The sequence below is a fragment of the Hwangdonia lutea genome (assembly GCF_032814565.1).
GTDB lineage: Bacteria > Bacteroidota > Bacteroidia > Flavobacteriales > Flavobacteriaceae > Hwangdonia > Hwangdonia lutea.
Map to the genome: position 1 here is coordinate 2,585,344 of NZ_CP136521.1, position 16,788 is coordinate 2,602,131.

The following is a 16,788-nucleotide window of genomic DNA, read 5'->3' on the forward strand; positions in this document are numbered from 1 at the left end:
AACTTGTATTATAGGTTTATATTAGTATTTTTGTAACTACTTGAATTATTTTTTTCCATGAAATTAAAACTTCTTTCAACTTTACTATTAACAGCCGTAGTATTTAACTTAAATGCGCAATCTGACGCCGGAGAGGTGCTTTTTACGGTTGATAACGACCCTGTTTATGTGTCGGAATTTTTGAGGGTTTACAATAAAAACCTCGATTTGGTTCAAGATGAATCTCAAAAGGATGTTGATGAATACTTAACGTTGTTCACCAATTATAAGCTGAAGCTAAAGGAAGCTAAAACCTTGAAGCTCCACAAAAAACCATCATATTTAAGAGAGCTGAATACCTATAAAAAACAATTGGCCAAAAACTTTATTTACGATAATAAAGTAACTGATGCCTTGGTTGAAGAGGCTTACGATAGAATATCTTACGACATAAAAGCCAATCATATTTTAATTAAAATACCCGAAAACGCTAATCCGCAAGATACTTTGGTGGCGTTTAATACCATAAGTAAATTAAGAGACAGGGCTTTAAACGAAGGTTTTGAAACCGTGAGAAAAGAAGTGCACAACGGTAAATCTGTTTTTGGTGAAGCCTTGGGCTATTTTTCGGGGTTTAGAATGGTTTATAAATTCGAAAATGCTGCATTTAATACCGAGGTTGGCGAGATTTCGCAACCTTTTAGAACCCGTTTTGGATATCATATTGTACATGTTTTGGACAAGCGCAAATCGAGAGGCGAGTGTACCGTAGCACACATTATGATTGGGATTAAGCAAAATGATACTTTAAGCGAAAACCCAGAAAGCAGAATACAGGATATTTATAAAAAACTAAATCAAGGTGAAGATTTTGAAGCGTTGGCAAAACAGTTTTCAGAGGATAATAACTCAGCATCAAGAGGTGGGTTGTTAGCGTCTTTTTCAAGCGGACAATTGAGTTCGCCAGAGTTTGAAGAGGTGGCTTTTAATTTGAATGAGGTTGGCGATGTATCGGAACCTTTTAAAACAAAATACGGTTGGCACATAGTTAAGCTGCACGCTAAAAAATCAACGCCTACTTTTGAAGCTATTAAGTCGGAATTGGAAGCCAAGGTAAAGCGCGACGAGCGATCAAAATTAATTGATGCGGCTTTGTACGCTAAGTTAAAGGCCAAGTATCAAATTGATGAAGAGCAACCTGCTTTAGCTTATTTTGTTTCTATTTTAAACGATGAATATTTTAAAAACACATGGAAACTTCCATCGGATTTTAAAGGCAATTCAACTTTAGTTAAAATAGGCAATCAGCAATTTACCTTTAAGGATTTTGGTGATTATTTGGAAAAAACGCAACGCGGAACCAACCCAAAATCGACATTTAAAACCATCGTTTCAGAAAAATACGACACCTTTTTAAATACCCGATTAGTGCTTTATCAAGAAAATCATTTGGAAGAAGAAAACGAAGAATTTGCACACATTGTTAACGAGTACCGTGATGGTTTATTACTGTTCGATTTAATGGAAAGCACCATTTGGAATACCGCAAAATCAGATTCATTGGAAACTCGAAATTACTACAATGCCAATAAAGAAAAATACGTGTTTCCAAAACGCGTTGATGCCATTGTAGCCTCGTCTACCAACCAAAGAGTATTAAAAAAGGTAGCGAAGTTGTTAAAGCAAAATATGGATTTGGAAGTCATAAAAAATCTGGTAAATAACAATGGCGAAGTTCATGTGGTTTTTACATCCGGAATTATGGATGCCAACCATCAAGCGCTTCCGGATAATTTTGAATTTTCAAAAGGCATTTCTAAAATTTACAAACACAATAAAGCTTATATTGTTGCTAATGTAAAAGACGTATTGCCAAAAAAGTTAAAAACTTTCGAAGAGGCAAAGGGCTTAATTATTAACGATTATCAGGCTTATAAAGAAGAGCGTTGGGTAAACGATTTAAAAGCGAAGTACACTGTAAATGTTAACCAAAACGCCCTGGAAAGAGTAAGAAATCAAATTAAAAATTAATCATTGAAATTTAAAACCCTCATATTCATAACAGCGGTATTATTAGCAACCTCTTGCGATTATTTCAAAAAAACCGAAGAAGGCGAACCCGTTGCCCGAGTTAACGAAAGCTATTTGTATTACGACGATATTAAGGACCTAACCACCGACGCCACATCCAAAGAAGATAGCACATTATTGGTTCAGAATTTTATTAACAACTGGGCAACCCAACAGCTGTTTATGGATGGCGCGATGCTTAATTTAAGCGAGGAACAACAAGACGCATACAATAAATTAGTAGAGCAATATAAAAACGATTTATACACAAAAGCATATATCGAGGGTTTGGTGAAAAACAATTTGGATACCACGCTAAACAACGATGCTGCCCAAGCGTACTACGAAAAAAACAAAGAGGCTTTTAAATTAAATGAGGAGCTGATAAAAATGCGCTATGTGCATGTAGATGAGAATATCATCAACTTTAAAACCATTAAAGAGAAGTTTGAACGCTTTAATTTAGAAGATAAAAAAGCGCTGGATTCCATGTCCATTCAATTTAAATCTTTTTCGTTAAACGATTCCATTTGGGTGAGAGTCAATCAGGTTATGAGTAAAATAGCTGTGATAAACCCAGAAAATAAAAATGAACTGTTAAAAAAATCTAATTTTTTACAACTCAAAGATTCATTAGGAGTATATTTGATGCAAATTAATGATGTTTTGCTGCGTAACGACACTGCGCCGTTGGAATATGTTAAGCCAACCATTAGGCAAATAGTTATTAATAAAAGGAAGTTGGAACTTATTAGAGAATTAAAAAAAGATATTACAAAAGATGCTATTAAAAATAAACAATTTGAAATTTACAATTAATTTGAAGCATATATTTATTTTAAGCATAACCTTACTTACTGTAAATGTTATGGCTGCCCAAGAGATTATTGAAGATGAAGTTAAGGAAACCGCAAAACAAACAGATACAGTAAAAGGTAATTTTGAGCCCGTAAAAGTTGATGGTGTGGCCGCTGTTGTGGGCAATTATATTGTTTTGGAATCCGATTTAGATAAAGAATACAAGCAGTTGGAAGCGCAAGGTGTAGATATTAAAGTTATAAAGCCCTGCGAGTTATTTGGAAAACTTTTAGAGAATAAATTGTATGCGCATCATGCCGTTCAAGACAGCGTTCAGGTATCTGATGCCGAAATTCGCCAACAAGTAGATTATACCATTCAACAGTTTTTGCAACAAACGGGTGGTTCTATGGAAAAGCTTTTGGAAATCCACAAAAAAGAAGACGAAAAAAGCTATAGAGAAGAAATATTCGAGATTATAAAAAACAATCAATTGGCATCAAGAATGCAAGCCAAAATTGTTGAAGATGTTGATATTACGCCTGATGAGGTTAGAATATTTTTCAATAACATTCCAAAAGACGAAAGGCCCATTTTCGGCACAGAGTTAAAAGTGGCGCAAATTGTTGCAGAACCTAAAGTGTCGGAAGAAGAAAAACAAAAAATAATCGACCGTTTAAAAGGATTTAAGGCCGATATTATTGAAAACGGTGCTAGTTTTCGTTCTAAGGCAGTATTGTATTCAGATGATAAAGAATCGGGAAGAATGGGAGGTAGGTTAGGTGCTTTAAATAGAAATAAACCTCGAATGATAAAAAAGTTTAGAGATGTCGCCTTTTCATTGCAAGAGGGGGAAATCTCTGATCCTTTTGAAACTGAATTTGGGTTTCATATTATTTATCTTGAAAAAATTAGAGGGCAAGAATACGACGTTAGCCATATTTTAATAATGCCTAAAGTTTCTTTTGATGCCGTTAAAGAAGCTAGAGAACGTCTCGAAAAAGTAAGGGAAAAAATTGTTGCTGGCGATATTACTTTTGCTGAAGCCGCTAGAGAATCGAGCGACGAAAAAGAAACCAAATATGATGGTGGACAATTAATTAACCCGCAAACACAAGATTACAATTTTGAGTTGACCAGAATGGATCCCGAATTATACGCCCAAATTCAAAACTTAAAAGATAACGAGATTAGTTTGGTGCTACGAGAAGAAGACAGAACCGGCAAAGTGAAGTTTAAAATCTTAACCGTTACCGATAGAATAGATGAACACGAAGCAGATTACGCTCGCGATTATTTAAAAATAAAAGAGCAAGCCTTAAACGAAAAACGAGTTATTGCGATTGAAAAGTGGCAAAAAGAAAAAATATTGGATACATATATTAAAATTAGCGGAAAACATAGAGACTGCGATTTTTCTAGTAACTGGTTAAAACAATAAAATATGTCGGATGTAGCTGCCGTAGAACAATTTGTAAAGCGATATAAAGATTTAAAAACCGAAATAGCCAAAGTAATCGTTGGGCAAGATGAGGTAGTAAATCAAATTTTAATTTCTATATTTTCTGGCGGCCACTCCCTACTTATCGGGGTTCCGGGTTTAGCAAAAACCTTAATGGTAAATACCATTGCCCAAGCTTTGGGGCTGGATTTTAAACGTATTCAATTCACCCCAGATTTAATGCCCAGTGATATTTTAGGGAGCGAAATTTTGGATGAAGACCGTCATTTTAAATTTATAAAAGGACCTATTTTCGCCAATATTATTTTAGCCGACGAGATTAATCGTACACCACCTAAAACCCAAGCTGCTCTATTGGAAGCTATGCAAGAACGGGCTGTTACCGTTGCGGGACATCATTATAAATTAAGTTTACCCTATTTTGTTTTAGCCACCCAAAACCCTATTGAGCAAGAAGGCACGTATCCGTTGCCAGAAGCACAATTGGACCGTTTTATGTTTGCCATCAATTTAAACTATCCATCTTTTAAGGAGGAAGTTGAGGTTGTAAAAGCAACCACAACCGATAAGCAAATAAAGGTAAATGCCTTGTTTTCTGCTCAGGAAATTATCGATTTTCAACAGCTCATCCGTCGTATGCCGGTAGCCGATAACGTTATTGAGTACGCCGTATCCATGGTTGGTAAAACAAGACCAAATGCGGATACTGCAAACGATTTGGTTAAAAATTACATCGATTGGGGTGCGGGCCCGCGAGCATCGCAAAACTTAATTTTGGCATCTAAAACACATGCTGCAATTCTCGGCAAATTTTCACCCGATATGGAGAATGTTCAAGCAGTGGCCCATAGTATTTTAAGACACCGTATTATTAAAAACTACAAAGCTGAAGCTGAAGGTATTTCTGAAGAAGACATTATTAAAAGCCTTTTTTAGTTTTGGTTTTGTATCGGTTTAAACATGTTGTCCTGAGTGTAGTCAATATACACTCGAAATCTAATTTTTTATAGTTTTTTCAACAACAATAGATTTGAAACCATCTTTCAAATTATCGGTTCGCTTTCGCGGCACATAATTAAAATAATATTTCATATATTCTATCTGCTTTTTGTTAACACAGGGCAAATCACCATCCCCGGTCACCCAGAAAAACGCATCTTCGCTTGGTGAATAAAACTCAAAATCATCAATAACATGTTTAGCAAATTTAGTGTCGGTTTTTGAGTTTTCTTCAGGAATAATAATGTTTTTCAATTGAAATGTATGTAGTCCCATGGCGAAATTATTGTTTGTAAAAGCATTTAAGTTAATCGGTATAAAAAAAGGAATCGCACTTAAAATAACGGCAAAAGAGACCATATACAATCCTACTTTTTTGCTCTGTATGAATGTTACAAACAATTGAATGGCTAAAAAGGCAACAAACACGAAAAAGAATCGGTATTGAGGCGAGGTAAACCATAATAAAATCAGTTGTAAAATGGCTAAAATATAGATTATTAACAAGCTCGATTTATCTTTATTTTTATAAATCACCCACGGAAACACAATTAACAAAATCACAAAAGCTTTGTTAAACAAACCATCCAATTTAGGTAAGGTTAGCCACACTTTTACTGTTTCAAAAAAACTTAATTGCGACACATCAATATTACTCATGCCTTCTAAATAGGTGCCTAATTTGTAAAATTTTAAAAGTTCTTTGGGAACTTTCCAATCAAAATTAACAATATCTATTTGTGAAATCGGGTAAAATAAATAGCCGGAAATAACAATGTTTTTGGCGATAAAGAGTCCTAAAACAGTCATGCTTAAAAACGAATACGACCATATGCCTCTTTTTAAAATGTTATAATGCTTTATGAAAAGTATTATAACTAAAACCGATAAAACCACCATGGTCACTTTAACAAAGCACAAGAAAAGCACTAAACTTAAAATGATTTTAAAATCGGTTGTGCAGATACTTTTATACTTTTTAATGAAGAGATAAAAAATATAGGGTGTTATTAAAAAGATAGCTAAATCCGGTGACGGCGCATTAACAAACTGCATGAAAAAAAGTGAAAATAGGAGTATCAATCCCAAACCAAAATCTTGAATATCTTCTTTATAATTACTTAATTTTTCAACGGACAAAAAACTAAATATGACAAACAAATAACCGTTTAAATCATTATAAAAATTGGATATAAAGGGAAAGTTAAATCCGGCTTGCAAGATGTGCCACGACGAATTTTGCCCCAAAAACATATGCACATTGGCCAATCCTTTTACAAAACCAAATTCGTTAATCCATTTTATAGTTTGAATGTAATAAGTTTCATTATCAATTAAATAGGGTTTGGTGCTGCCTTGTGCTAAAATGACAATAAAAAGAAACAGATAGAGCATTTTATAGGGCATCTTTAGCTTTTTAAAAGAAAGTAAAATGGTGTGCCAATAGGCCTTAATAGGTTCTCGGAAACTATAGGTAAGTAAAATATTTAAGCATAAAATAAACACGTAATACTCAATGTGTATTCTTATGAAGAAGGCGAAAAAGCTCGTAATTATTGCATAAAAGAAAAGCCCTAAAACTTGAAGAATAGTAGGGTTGCAGCTTTTAATTTTAAAGATTTTTGTAAATAGGATGCCAAGGTTTTTAGCCGTAATAAAAATGTAAATCCAACTTAAAAAAATGAATAGCATGCCCTTGTTGTTTGTTACAAACTTAAGATTATTAAGCAGATATATAGACTGTTATTATGCCGATATTGTTTTTTTCAATGCGGGTAAAAGAAGACTAAAATCTTGATTTATTGTTAATTTGAAAATTTAAAAGTATATATTTTGCAGATTCGTTATATTATAAGTCGGATTATTTGTAATTATTAAGAATTATTCAAAATTATAATAGATTTGATTAGAATTTTTTAAAACATGCTATTATTTGTATTTTTGCAAGACTTTCAAAATTGAACAAATTAAAAATATATAAAATATGGCATTTGACATCGATATGATAAAAGGTGTATACACCAAAATGGCAGAACGTGTGGATAAAGCGCGCGAGATTGTGGGTAAACCATTAACATTGTCAGAAAAGATATTGTATTCCCATCTTTGGGACGGAAACCCTACAAAAGCGTTTACAAGAGGAAAGGATTATGTAGATTTTGCACCAGATAGAATCGCGTGTCAAGATGCAACCGCTCAAATGGCGTTATTGCAATTTATGCAAGCCGGAAAATCAAAGGTGGCGGTGCCTACAACGGTACATTGCGACCATTTAATTCAAGCCAAGGAAGGTGCCGAAACCGATTTAAAACATGCCAATAACGTAAGTAGCGAGGTTTTTAATTTTTTAGAATCCGTTTCAAATAAATACGGTATTGGTTTTTGGAAACCAGGTGCTGGAATTATTCACCAAGTTGTATTGGAAAATTATGCATTTCCAGGAGGTATGATGATTGGTACCGATTCGCACACCGTAAATGCCGGTGGATTAGGAATGGTAGCCATTGGTGTTGGTGGGGCAGATGCTGTAGACGTTATGGCTGGTATGGCTTGGGAACTTAAATTCCCGAAGCTTATAGGTGTAAGATTAACCGGAAAATTATCGGGTTGGACTGCACCAAAAGATGTCATTTTAAAAGTAGCAGAAATCCTCACGGTGAAAGGAGGAACTGGTGCTATTGTTGAATATTTCGGACCTGGAGCTACTGCGATGTCATGTACAGGAAAAGGTACTATTTGCAATATGGGTGCCGAAATAGGTGCTACCACATCTACATTTGGTTACGATGAATCGATGGAGCGTTATTTACGTGCTACAGATAGAGCTGATGTTGCCGATGCTGCAAACGCAGTAAAGGAGCATTTAACAGCCGATGCCGAAGTATATGCAAATCCAGAAAACTATTTTGATCAAGTTATCGATATTAATTTATCTGAATTGGGGCCTTTGTTAAACGGTCCTTTTACACCAGATTTATCAACAAATGTAGGTAGCGAAATGACCGATAAAGCGAAAGCTAACGATTGGCCAATTACTGTTGAATGGGGTTTAATAGGGTCTTGTACCAACTCGTCTTACGAAGATTTATCGCGTGCCTCATCTATTGCACAACAAGCTTTGGATAAAGGATTGAAAATGAAATCGGAACTGGGCATCAACCCAGGGTCTGAGCAAGTGCGTTACACCGCAGAACGCGATGGTATTTTAGAAGTGTTTGAAAACTTAGACGCTAAAATATTCACCAATGCTTGCGGCCCATGTATTGGACAATGGGCACGATATTCAGATCCTAAAAATGCACCAAAAAACAGTATCGTGCATTCTTTTAATAGAAACTTTGCGAAACGTGCCGACGGGAATCCAAACACCCATGCTTTTGTAGCCTCACCAGAAATTACGGCTGCTATCGCTATTGCAGGTCGATTGGATTTTAATCCGCTTAAAGACAAGTTGATTAATGAAAATGGAGAAGAAGTAATGTTCGACGAGCCAACAGGATGGGAACTGCCACCAAAAGGTTTCGATGTAAAGGACAATGGTTATTTAGCTCCTGAAGCAGACGGAAGTCATGTGCAAGTTTCGGTTAAAGACGACTCAGAGCGTCTACAATTATTAACACCTTTCGAGCCTATCGGAAACAGTATTACAGGTGCTAAATTATTAATAAAGGCTTTTGGCAAATGTACTACCGACCATATTTCTATGGCGGGGCCATGGTTGCGTTTCAGAGGGCATTTAGATAATATTGCAAACAACACCTTAATAGGGGCCGTAAATGCTTTTAATAAAAAAACAAACTTTGTTAAAAACCAACTAACAGGCGATTATGGTGGCGTTCCCGATGTACAGCGTGAATACAAAAAAGCGGGCATTAAAACTATTGTAGTTGGCGATCATAACTATGGCGAAGGTTCTTCCAGAGAGCATGCTGCCATGCAACCAAGACATTTAGGTGTTGCGGCTGTTATTGTTAAATCCTTTGCGCGTATCCACGAAACAAACCTTAAAAAACAAGGTATGTTGGGGTTAACCTTTGCTAACGAAAGCGATTACGATTTAATTAAAGAAGACGATACATTCAACTTTATAGATTTAAACGAATTTGCACCGGGAAAACAGTTAACATTAGAAGCCGTTCATGCCGATGGGTCTAAAGACATCATTAAGTTGAACCACACTTATAACGATGCCCAAATCGAGTGGTACAATTACGGTTCGGCACTTAATTTAATTAAGAAGCAAAACGCATAATTTTTTAAAACCTGCAAGGTTATTTAGTAATAAAAAATCCAGTTCTTGAGCTGGATTTTTTTTGGTTTTATAACTTAGGGTTGTGAGTGGGCTTTCCGCTGTATCTTTTTTTGCGTCATTGCGAGGAGTGGGCAAGGTATCAATCTGTTAAATTATAACTCTAAATCAAAGCGCGTTTTCTTATTTCCAAAAAAGGATGCCGCTTCTCCCGATAGCTATCGAGACCCTAACGCGCATTTTTGCGGGATTGGTTTTATTTAATCAAAGGTTAGCTTGTTTTTGGAAAGGTTCTTCAACAGAGGCGCATTGTAGTTTTTTACGCTTTTATTTTGTTGAGAAGTGTATTGAGTTTTCTTTTGGGCTAGCCGTAAAAATTATTTTCGATACAAAAAATAATTATTAACCAAATTTATGTATTCCTGTTTGGCTTCGTCTTCCGAAATGTTTTCAGTTTGAAACAACGCATTGGTCTTAAAAGCATTTATAATAGGTTTTTTGCTTCGTGGTTTCCCATAATCATTAGTCGCTCGTTTGTAGTAAGCGTATAGCTTTAAAAGCGTATCGGCCGGAAAAGGCTCCGTATGGGCATTTACTCGATCAACCGCGTCTTTAAATTCTATGTCTAATTTATCATTACTCATCAACTTCTGCAATAATACTTTCGCCGCCGCGTACTTTTTGGTTAAGCTTTACTTTAATATTGGTATTTAATGGTAAAAACAAATCCACTCTAGACCCAAATTTTATAAATCCAGAATCTGCTCCTTGTATCACTTTATCGTTTGGTTTGGCATAATTAACAATACGTTTCGCCAAAGCACCGGCAATTTGCCTGTAAAGCACTTTTCCGTAAGTTTCGTTTTCTACAACAACCGTTGTACGTTCGTTTTCTTCGCTCGCTTTTGGATGCCACGCCACTAAATATTTACCCTTGTGGTATTTGCTAAAAACCACATGTCCGCTAATAGGATAACGCGTTACGTGCACATTTATTGGCGACATAAATACGCTAACCTGAAGGCGTTTTTCATTAAAGTATTCTTTTTCAAAAACCTCTTCAATAACAACCACTTTCCCATCAACAGGTGAGACCACCTGCTTATCATTAATACCGGTAATTCGTTTAGGGTTTCTAAAAAACTGAAGAATCAAAATAAAGAAACCCAGCAGTATAATCAATACAAGTGTACGGAGCCATGTTATGGTTATTAAACTGTCAACTAATAAAAATGCGGCAACAATAATAACCAATGTTACAAATATAATTTTATGGCCTTCTTTATGAAACATATTGTAAAATTCTTAAAAATAAATATATAAATGGCGCAGCAAAAATAATACTATCCAGCCTATCTAGCAATCCGCCATGTCCGGGCATAATAATACCACTATCCTTTACGTTGGCTTGTCGTTTAAATTTCGATTCAATTAAATCGCCTATCGTTCCAAAAACGCTAATAATAATGCTTAAAATTAGCCAATGAGTAAAGTTTAAAGTTTCTGTAAAGGTAGCAATAAAATAGCTTGCAATACAGGAAAAAAACAAACCGCCCATAAAGCCTTCAACGGTTTTTTTTGGTGAAATTTTCTTGAACAGCTTCTGTTTTCCAAAGTTTTTACCCACGAGATACGCAAAGGAGTCGTTCACCCAAACTAAAATAAAAGCCCCTAATAATATGTTGGGGTTGTACGTGTGATGGTAATTGGCAATAAGTATTAGAAACACAAAAGCGCTAGAAATATAAAAGGTTGTAAGAAGATACCGTTTGGAACTAAATAATGGAATGGTTTTTTCTGAAAACAAGTCTTTTATTAAAAACAATTGCACAAAAATGGTGATGACCATTAAGATTTGAGTGGCTTCGTCTAAGCCTGTATTGGTGTTTAAAACGAGTTGCCAATAGCCAAATACCAAGTAAAGCACAACGAAGACAAAGTAAGGAATAATACTTTTTAGCTGAATAAGTTTTTTAAACTCACCCATGCAAATTAAACCGAAAACAAAAAAGAGAATGATTAATGCATGCTCGTTAAATAAACAGCCTATTAACAATAAAACGTAAATCAAACCAGAAAAGGCTCGTATTAAAGTTTCTTTCATCTGTTTACAAGTCTTCTAAAAGGAGTAGATATAGGTTTTTTGCACTACTACCATAACTTAAAAAATCTTTGTCGTCGTTAGATTTAAAGTGTTTTATGGTGGTGATATTTGTTGGAATTTTTTGTCGACTTTTAGATTTTATACCACGTAAACCTTCGCCTATATTTTCTACAATTTGGCTTGTTGTTGCAAAAACGACAAAGTTAACGGGGAGTTCGGTAAGTTTTTTTTCGTAAATCTGTTTTGAAGAAATTAACAAAGACCCATCGTTTGCTATTAAGTTTTCGCAAGTGGTTAGGAAAAACGCAGCATCGCTAATTAATGCTGTAGTTTGTAAATTACAATTCTTGAATTTGTCTTTTAAGTTTTTGTCTAATACAAGCGTTTTTTGGGTGTTCCATTCGTTTTCATCAATGATATTATTTAAGTTCTGAAAGATTTCGTTTAAATCTTCGCAATACAAAAACTTGCCACCATTAGCTTTAAAGTTTATGGTAAACCTTTCGTCTATTGGCAGTTTTACTTCGGGCATATATTTGCCTCTATCATTGGATTTTAGCTCTTCCTGTGTGCTGTCAGATTTTGAACCAAAAATTTTTCTAAAAAGACTCATCTAGGTTGTTGCTATTAACTCCATTTTTCAGGGGTTTATCAAATATAAAAAATCTTAAACTAACCATAGGCTTAATTTAAGATTTTTACTAAAAGCTTAACATAATTTTTTTATGAAGTTACTCTTTATCTTCTAATGTTTCTTCTTTTTTAACTTCAATAGGATCTTCTTTTTCAAAAGGACGCTTTCCGAATATTTTCTCTAAATTATCCTTAAAAATAACTTCTTTTTCCAATAGCACTTCTGCAAGTTGTGTTAATTTATCTTTATTTTCTTCAAGCAATTTAACGGCTCTTTGGTACTGTTCTTCAATAATTGCAGAGATTTCTTTATCAATTAATTCTGCAGTTTGCTCACTGTAAGGTTTTGTAAAGCCGTACTCACTTTGCCCTGAAGAATCGTAATATGTTAAATTTCCAACTTTTTCGCTTAGTCCGTAAACGGTTACCATGGCTCTTGCCTGTTTGGTGACTTTTTCCAAATCGCTTAATGCCCCCGTAGAAATTTTATTGAAAATAACTTTTTCGGCAGCACGACCACCAAGGGCAGCACACATTTCGTCAAGCATTTGCTCTGGATGAACAATTAAGCGCTCTTCGGGCAAATACCATGCGGCGCCTAATGAGCGGCCACGAGGCACAATAGTTACTTTAACCAATGGAGATGCGTGTTCAAGCATCCAGCTCACCACAGCGTGCCCCGCCTCGTGATATGCCACGGCTTTTTTCTCGCTAGGGGTAATAATTTTATTTTTCTTTTCTAAACCGCCAATAATTCTATCAACAGCATCTAAGAAATCCTGTTTGTCAACCTCTTTTTTACCGTTTCTAGCGGCAATTAAAGCAGCTTCGTTACACACATTGGCAATATCTGCCCCGGAGAAACCAGGAGTTTGTTTTGATAGGAAATCGATATCTAAATCTTTGGCTTTTTTTAGCGGACGTAAGTGCACCTCAAAAATCTCTTTACGTTCGCGAACATCTGGTAAATCGACAAAAATCTGTCTATCAAAACGTCCGGCACGCATTAAGGCTTTGTCTAAAATATCGGCTCTGTTGGTCGCAGCAAGCACAATCACGTTTGTATTTGTACCAAAGCCATCCATTTCGGTTAACAACTGATTTAAGGTGTTTTCACGCTCGTCGTTACTACCCGACATGGCATTTTTACCTCTGGCACGACCAATGGCATCAATTTCGTCAATAAATATAATTGATGGTGATTTTTCTTTGGCTTGTTTAAACAAATCGCGCACACGCGACGCACCAACACCAACAAACATCTCGACAAAATCTGAACCAGATAATGAGAAAAATGGCACCTTAGCTTCTCCGGCGACGGCTTTTGCCAAAAGTGTTTTTCCGGTTCCTGGAGGGCCAACAAGTAAGGCGCCTTTGGGTATTTTACCTCCTAGAGTGGTGTATTTTTCCGGGAATTTTAAAAAGTCTACAATTTCCTGTACTTCTTCTTTTGCACCTTCTAATCCTGCAACATCTTTAAAACTGGTTTTAACTTCGGTGTTTTGATCGAATAGTTTTGCTTTCGATTTTCCGATATTAAAAATTTGTCCGCCAGCACCACCACCAGCACCACCAGACATACGGCGCATAATAAATATCCAAACGCCTATTAATAAGACAAATGGTAGGATACCGATTAAAAAATCGCTTAAATTGCTGGTTTCCGTATCAAACTTTATAACGGGCTTGTTTGGTAAATCTTTAGTGATTTCATTTAACCTGTTTTCAAAATTCTGAAGATCACCAAATTCAAATTTATAATTTGGCAATTTAGTTGCCGAGGGAATAAACGTTTGGGGTTTCGAGTTTTTATGAACATCTTTGGTCATTGCCTCGGTAGTTAAATATACCTTGGCAACTCGGGTGTTCTTTATAATGTCTACCTTGTCAACATCACCGTCTTGCAGATATTTAAAAAATTCTGAAGGCGTTGTAGCATTTCCATCTTGATAACTGCCACTGCTAAATAATTGGAATCCTAAAAAAATCGCTAGTACGATGCCGTAAATCCAATACGGACTAAACTTAGGTTTTTTATCTTTTATGTTTTTTTTGTCGTTTGCCATGTTTTTTATTAGTAACTTGTTTCTATTACTGTTGTTTTTGCATCTCCCCAAAGACTCTCAATATCATAATATTCTCGAATATGTTTTTGAAATACGTGTACAACAATATTCACATAGTCTATTAACACCCATTCGGCATTATCTAAACCTTCAGTATGCCAAGGGTTGTCTTTAAGTTCTTTACTTACTTTTTTTTGTATTGAATTGACTATGGCGTTTACTTGTGTGTTCGAAGTACCTTCACAAATTATAAAGTAGTCGCAAACCGTATTTTCAATAGCTCTTAAATCTAAAATGTTTATCTCTTTACCTTTAACATCTTCAATGCCACTTATTATTACAGATATTAACTGATCTGGGCTTATATTTTCTTTCGCCATTAATTTTATTTAATTTATGCAAAGTTATTATTTTTTTAGTTCTTTATACTTTAAAATAATCATAAGATTTTAAAGGATTAAATTAACTTGTAAATGCGTATAATCAAACTTGATGCCATCGACTCAACAAATTCATTTTTAAAGGAAATGATTTATACTGAAGCCATTGCCGATTATACCATTGTGGTTGCCAAACACCAAACCAACGGGCGCGGGCAAATGGGTACAACTTGGGACTCTGATAAGGGCAAGAACCTTATGTTTAGTATGTTTAAGGACTTGAGCATCCATGTTGTGGAGTTCCCTTTTTACATTAGCATGGCTGTTTCGTTGGCTATTTTAAAGACCTTAAAAGCTTTGAATATACCCCAAGTGCGCATAAAATGGCCAAACGACATTTTGTCAGCAGACAAGAAAATATGTGGGATTTTAATCGAAAATGTCATAAAAAACAAACTCAACTCCACCATCATTGGCGTTGGGATTAATGTAAACCAAACGGCGTTTAGCAACCTTCCTCAAGCCTCCTCGTTAAAAAACATCACTGGAGTACATTATGATTTAGATGAAATTTTACATCGTATTGTAAAACATATTAAAAGCTATTCTAAACTTTTACAAGATGGAAAGTACGAGGCCGTTAAGAGTGAATATGAGGCTAACTTGTTTAGAAAAAACAAACCTTCAACATTTAAAAACGCTGAAGGTGATTTATTTTCGGGTTTTATTATTGGCGTTACCAAATACGGCAAGCTTCAAGTGCTTTTAGAAGACGAAATTATTAAAAAGTTCGATCTAAAAGAAATTACTTTAATGTATTAAATTTTAGGTGACTTCCAGAGCCTCATGCACCACTATGCTTTTAAATGGCTTCTGGTATGCTGGTGGCCAAGGTTTCAATAAATTTGCTTATTGGGCCTTTAATCATCATCGCCATCATGGGGTTAAAATCGCCTGTAAATTCCAATTGCACTTCGCTAGAGTCATTTCCTGTTTCAGCAATATTGCCAATTAACGAAAAATCCAATTTACCACCAGCGGCGCCCAACACAATTTTGTTTGGGGCTATGGCTTCTTTCTTTTTAAGGATTATTTCGGGCATGCCTTTTAGGGCAAAAAGAAATTTGTCGGTATCCAAAACCTCAAATTTACTTATGTTTTCTGGCATTAAAGCTTCAAAATTTTTAACATCCGATAAAAACTCAAAAACCTCTTGAGGTGATTTGCTAACGCTAATTTTAGGTGATTCTAATTTCATTTACTTGTAATTTGTTTATCGTTAAATTGTAAAGTAGTTTGAATTCGTTATTTTTCGACTATACGCCTTAACGACTCTAACAACTTTACGTTGCTACATCAATTAGCGTTCCATTCGCTCGGGTTGCTGTTCCATTCAGACAAAGTTTCCAATTCTTTTTGAGATATGTAATTGGTTTCCAAAGCCTGTTCAAGTAAACTTTCGTAATTACTTAAGGTGTGCAGGCTAATATGTTCTTTTTTAAAGTTTTCTACAGCCACATCAAAGCCATAGGTGAAAATAGCAACCATACCTTTTACGTTAATATTGGCTTCTTTCAAAGCTTTTACGGCATTTAAACTACTTTTGCCCGTGCTAATTAAATCTTCAACCACCACCACATTTTGGCCGCTTTCCACAAAACCTTCAATCTGGTTTTTGCGTCCGTGGCCTTTAGCGTCTGGTCTCACGTAAATAAAAGGTAAGCCCAAATACTCTGCAACCAAAACGCCAATGCCAATGGCACCTGTTGCAACACCGGCAATAACATCGGGTTTGCCGTAATGTTTTTCAATTTGCTTGCCCATAACCTCGCGAATGTAGTTGCGGATGGGAGGAAAAGACAATATAATTCTGTTGTCGCAATAAATTGGCGATTTCCAGCCGGAAGCCCAAGTAAACGGTTCCTGTGGGCTAAGTTTTATCGCATTAACTTGTAATAAAACTTCGGCGGTTTTTTTAGCGGTGTTCTTGTTAAAAATCATAAACGCAAAATTACACATAAATTTATTTTTATTGAGATGAACATTGA

General features: G+C 35.4%; 15 protein-coding genes. 6 read left to right on the forward strand and 9 right to left on the reverse strand.

From position 1 onward, the window contains the following. Nucleotides 1-57: 57 nt before the first annotated feature. From RNZ46_RS11335 to RNZ46_RS11350, 4 genes are read left to right on the forward strand one after another with little or no spacing between them, the layout of a single operon-like run. Nucleotides 58-2,010, forward strand: a complete 1,953-nt coding sequence (locus RNZ46_RS11335) for a peptidylprolyl isomerase (protein WP_316982310.1) — start codon at nt 58-60, stop codon at nt 2,008-2,010. Nucleotides 2,011-2,013: 3 nt separating this feature from the next. Further along, the gene (locus RNZ46_RS11340) at nt 2,014-2,868 is read left to right on the forward strand and encodes a peptidyl-prolyl cis-trans isomerase (protein ID WP_316982311.1); all 855 of its coding nucleotides are present in this window, start codon (nt 2,014-2,016) and stop codon (nt 2,866-2,868) included. Beyond that, nucleotides 2,852-4,288: a peptidylprolyl isomerase gene (locus tag RNZ46_RS11345; RefSeq protein ID WP_316982312.1), complete on the forward strand. Its 1,437-nt coding sequence runs from the start codon at nt 2,852-2,854 to the stop codon at nt 4,286-4,288. Before RNZ46_RS11340 ends, RNZ46_RS11345 begins: the two co-directional genes overlap by 17 nt. Before the next feature lie 3 nt (nt 4,289-4,291). Beyond that, the gene (locus RNZ46_RS11350) at nt 4,292-5,245 is read left to right on the forward strand and encodes an AAA family ATPase (protein ID WP_316982313.1); all 954 of its coding nucleotides are present in this window, start codon (nt 4,292-4,294) and stop codon (nt 5,243-5,245) included. A 60-nt stretch (nt 5,246-5,305) separates the two neighbouring features. Here RNZ46_RS11350 and RNZ46_RS11355 read toward each other — a convergent pair whose 3' ends face one another. Continuing rightward, nucleotides 5,306-7,000, reverse strand: coding sequence for a DUF8201 family protein (locus tag RNZ46_RS11355; protein WP_316982314.1), 1,695 nt, complete (start codon nt 6,998-7,000; stop codon nt 5,306-5,308). A gap of 292 nt (nt 7,001-7,292) precedes the next feature. On the opposite strand from RNZ46_RS11355, the gene RNZ46_RS11360 reads away from it, so the two are divergent. Next, a complete protein-coding gene (locus tag RNZ46_RS11360) occupies nt 7,293-9,560 on the forward strand; it encodes an aconitate hydratase (RefSeq protein WP_316982315.1) in 2,268 nt (755 codons plus the stop codon). Nucleotides 9,561-9,934: 374 nt separating this feature from the next. Here the strand turns inward: RNZ46_RS11360 and RNZ46_RS11365 are convergent, their stop codons facing one another. The 6 genes from RNZ46_RS11365 to rsfS all read right to left on the reverse strand — a co-directional run bounded on the left by RNZ46_RS11365 (nt 9,935) and on the right by rsfS (nt 14,740). After that, nucleotides 9,935-10,201, reverse strand: coding sequence for an acyl-CoA-binding protein (locus tag RNZ46_RS11365; protein ID WP_316982316.1), 267 nt, complete (start codon nt 10,199-10,201; stop codon nt 9,935-9,937). Then, entirely contained in the window at nt 10,194-10,850 is a 657-nt protein-coding gene (locus tag RNZ46_RS11370) for a phosphatidylserine decarboxylase family protein (RefSeq protein ID WP_316982317.1), read from the reverse strand. The genes RNZ46_RS11365 and RNZ46_RS11370 overlap by 8 nt, the downstream gene beginning before the upstream one ends. Beyond that, nucleotides 10,840-11,661 carry a phosphatidate cytidylyltransferase gene (locus RNZ46_RS11375; RefSeq protein WP_316982318.1) on the reverse strand — a complete coding sequence of 274 codons (822 nt, stop codon included), beginning with the start codon at nt 11,659-11,661 and terminating at the stop codon, nt 10,840-10,842. Before RNZ46_RS11375 ends, RNZ46_RS11370 begins: the two co-directional genes overlap by 11 nt. A 4-nt stretch (nt 11,662-11,665) precedes the next feature. Beyond that, entirely contained in the window at nt 11,666-12,274 is a 609-nt protein-coding gene (locus RNZ46_RS11380; protein WP_316982319.1) for an LUD domain-containing protein, read from the reverse strand. Between the two features lie 118 nt (nt 12,275-12,392). After that, nucleotides 12,393-14,360, reverse strand: a complete 1,968-nt coding sequence (gene ftsH / locus RNZ46_RS11385; protein WP_316982320.1) for an ATP-dependent zinc metalloprotease FtsH — start codon at nt 14,358-14,360, stop codon at nt 12,393-12,395. A gap of 8 nt (nt 14,361-14,368) precedes the next feature. Beyond that, nucleotides 14,369-14,740 (reverse strand): ribosome silencing factor, encoded by a 372-nt coding sequence (gene rsfS / locus RNZ46_RS11390; RefSeq protein WP_316982321.1) that lies wholly within the window; start codon nt 14,738-14,740, stop codon nt 14,369-14,371. 93 nt (nt 14,741-14,833) lie between these two features. Here rsfS and RNZ46_RS11395 point away from each other — a divergent pair, with 93 nt between their 5' ends. Beyond that, entirely contained in the window at nt 14,834-15,562 is a 729-nt protein-coding gene (locus tag RNZ46_RS11395; protein WP_316982322.1) for a biotin--[acetyl-CoA-carboxylase] ligase, read from the forward strand. A 40-nt stretch (nt 15,563-15,602) separates the two neighbouring features. Here RNZ46_RS11395 and RNZ46_RS11400 read toward each other — a convergent pair whose 3' ends face one another. Both RNZ46_RS11400 and pyrE read right to left on the reverse strand, forming a co-directional pair. Continuing rightward, a complete protein-coding gene (locus RNZ46_RS11400) occupies nt 15,603-15,998 on the reverse strand; it encodes an SRPBCC family protein (protein ID WP_316982323.1) in 396 nt (131 codons plus the stop codon). Between the two features lie 98 nt (nt 15,999-16,096). Continuing rightward, the gene (pyrE, locus tag RNZ46_RS11405) at nt 16,097-16,741 is read right to left on the reverse strand and encodes an orotate phosphoribosyltransferase (RefSeq protein ID WP_316982324.1); all 645 of its coding nucleotides are present in this window, start codon (nt 16,739-16,741) and stop codon (nt 16,097-16,099) included. Nucleotides 16,742-16,788: the final 47 nt, after the last annotated feature.

Coding starts and splice junctions, on each gene's coding strand:
- RNZ46_RS11335 (WP_316982310.1), top strand. CDS start 58: ATGAAATTAAAACTTCTTTCAACTTTACTATTAACAGCCGTAGTATTT.
- RNZ46_RS11350 (WP_316982313.1), top strand. CDS start 4,292: ATGTCGGATGTAGCTGCCGTAGAACAATTTGTAAAGCGATATAAAGAT.
- RNZ46_RS11355 (WP_316982314.1), bottom strand. CDS start 7,000: ATGCTATTCATTTTTTTAAGTTGGATTTACATTTTTATTACGGCTAAA.
- RNZ46_RS11360 (WP_316982315.1), top strand. CDS start 7,293: ATGGCATTTGACATCGATATGATAAAAGGTGTATACACCAAAATGGCA.
- RNZ46_RS11365 (WP_316982316.1), bottom strand. CDS start 10,201: ATGAGTAATGATAAATTAGACATAGAATTTAAAGACGCGGTTGATCGA.
- RNZ46_RS11370 (WP_316982317.1), bottom strand. CDS start 10,850: ATGTTTCATAAAGAAGGCCATAAAATTATATTTGTAACATTGGTTATT.
- RNZ46_RS11375 (WP_316982318.1), bottom strand. CDS start 11,661: ATGAAAGAAACTTTAATACGAGCCTTTTCTGGTTTGATTTACGTTTTA.
- RNZ46_RS11380 (WP_316982319.1), bottom strand. CDS start 12,274: ATGAGTCTTTTTAGAAAAATTTTTGGTTCAAAATCTGACAGCACACAG.
- ftsH (WP_316982320.1), bottom strand. CDS start 14,360: ATGGCAAACGACAAAAAAAACATAAAAGATAAAAAACCTAAGTTTAGT.
- rsfS (WP_316982321.1), bottom strand. CDS start 14,740: ATGGCGAAAGAAAATATAAGCCCAGATCAGTTAATATCTGTAATAATA.
- RNZ46_RS11395 (WP_316982322.1), top strand. CDS start 14,834: ATGCGTATAATCAAACTTGATGCCATCGACTCAACAAATTCATTTTTA.
- RNZ46_RS11400 (WP_316982323.1), bottom strand. CDS start 15,998: ATGAAATTAGAATCACCTAAAATTAGCGTTAGCAAATCACCTCAAGAG.
- pyrE (WP_316982324.1), bottom strand. CDS start 16,741: ATGATTTTTAACAAGAACACCGCTAAAAAAACCGCCGAAGTTTTATTA.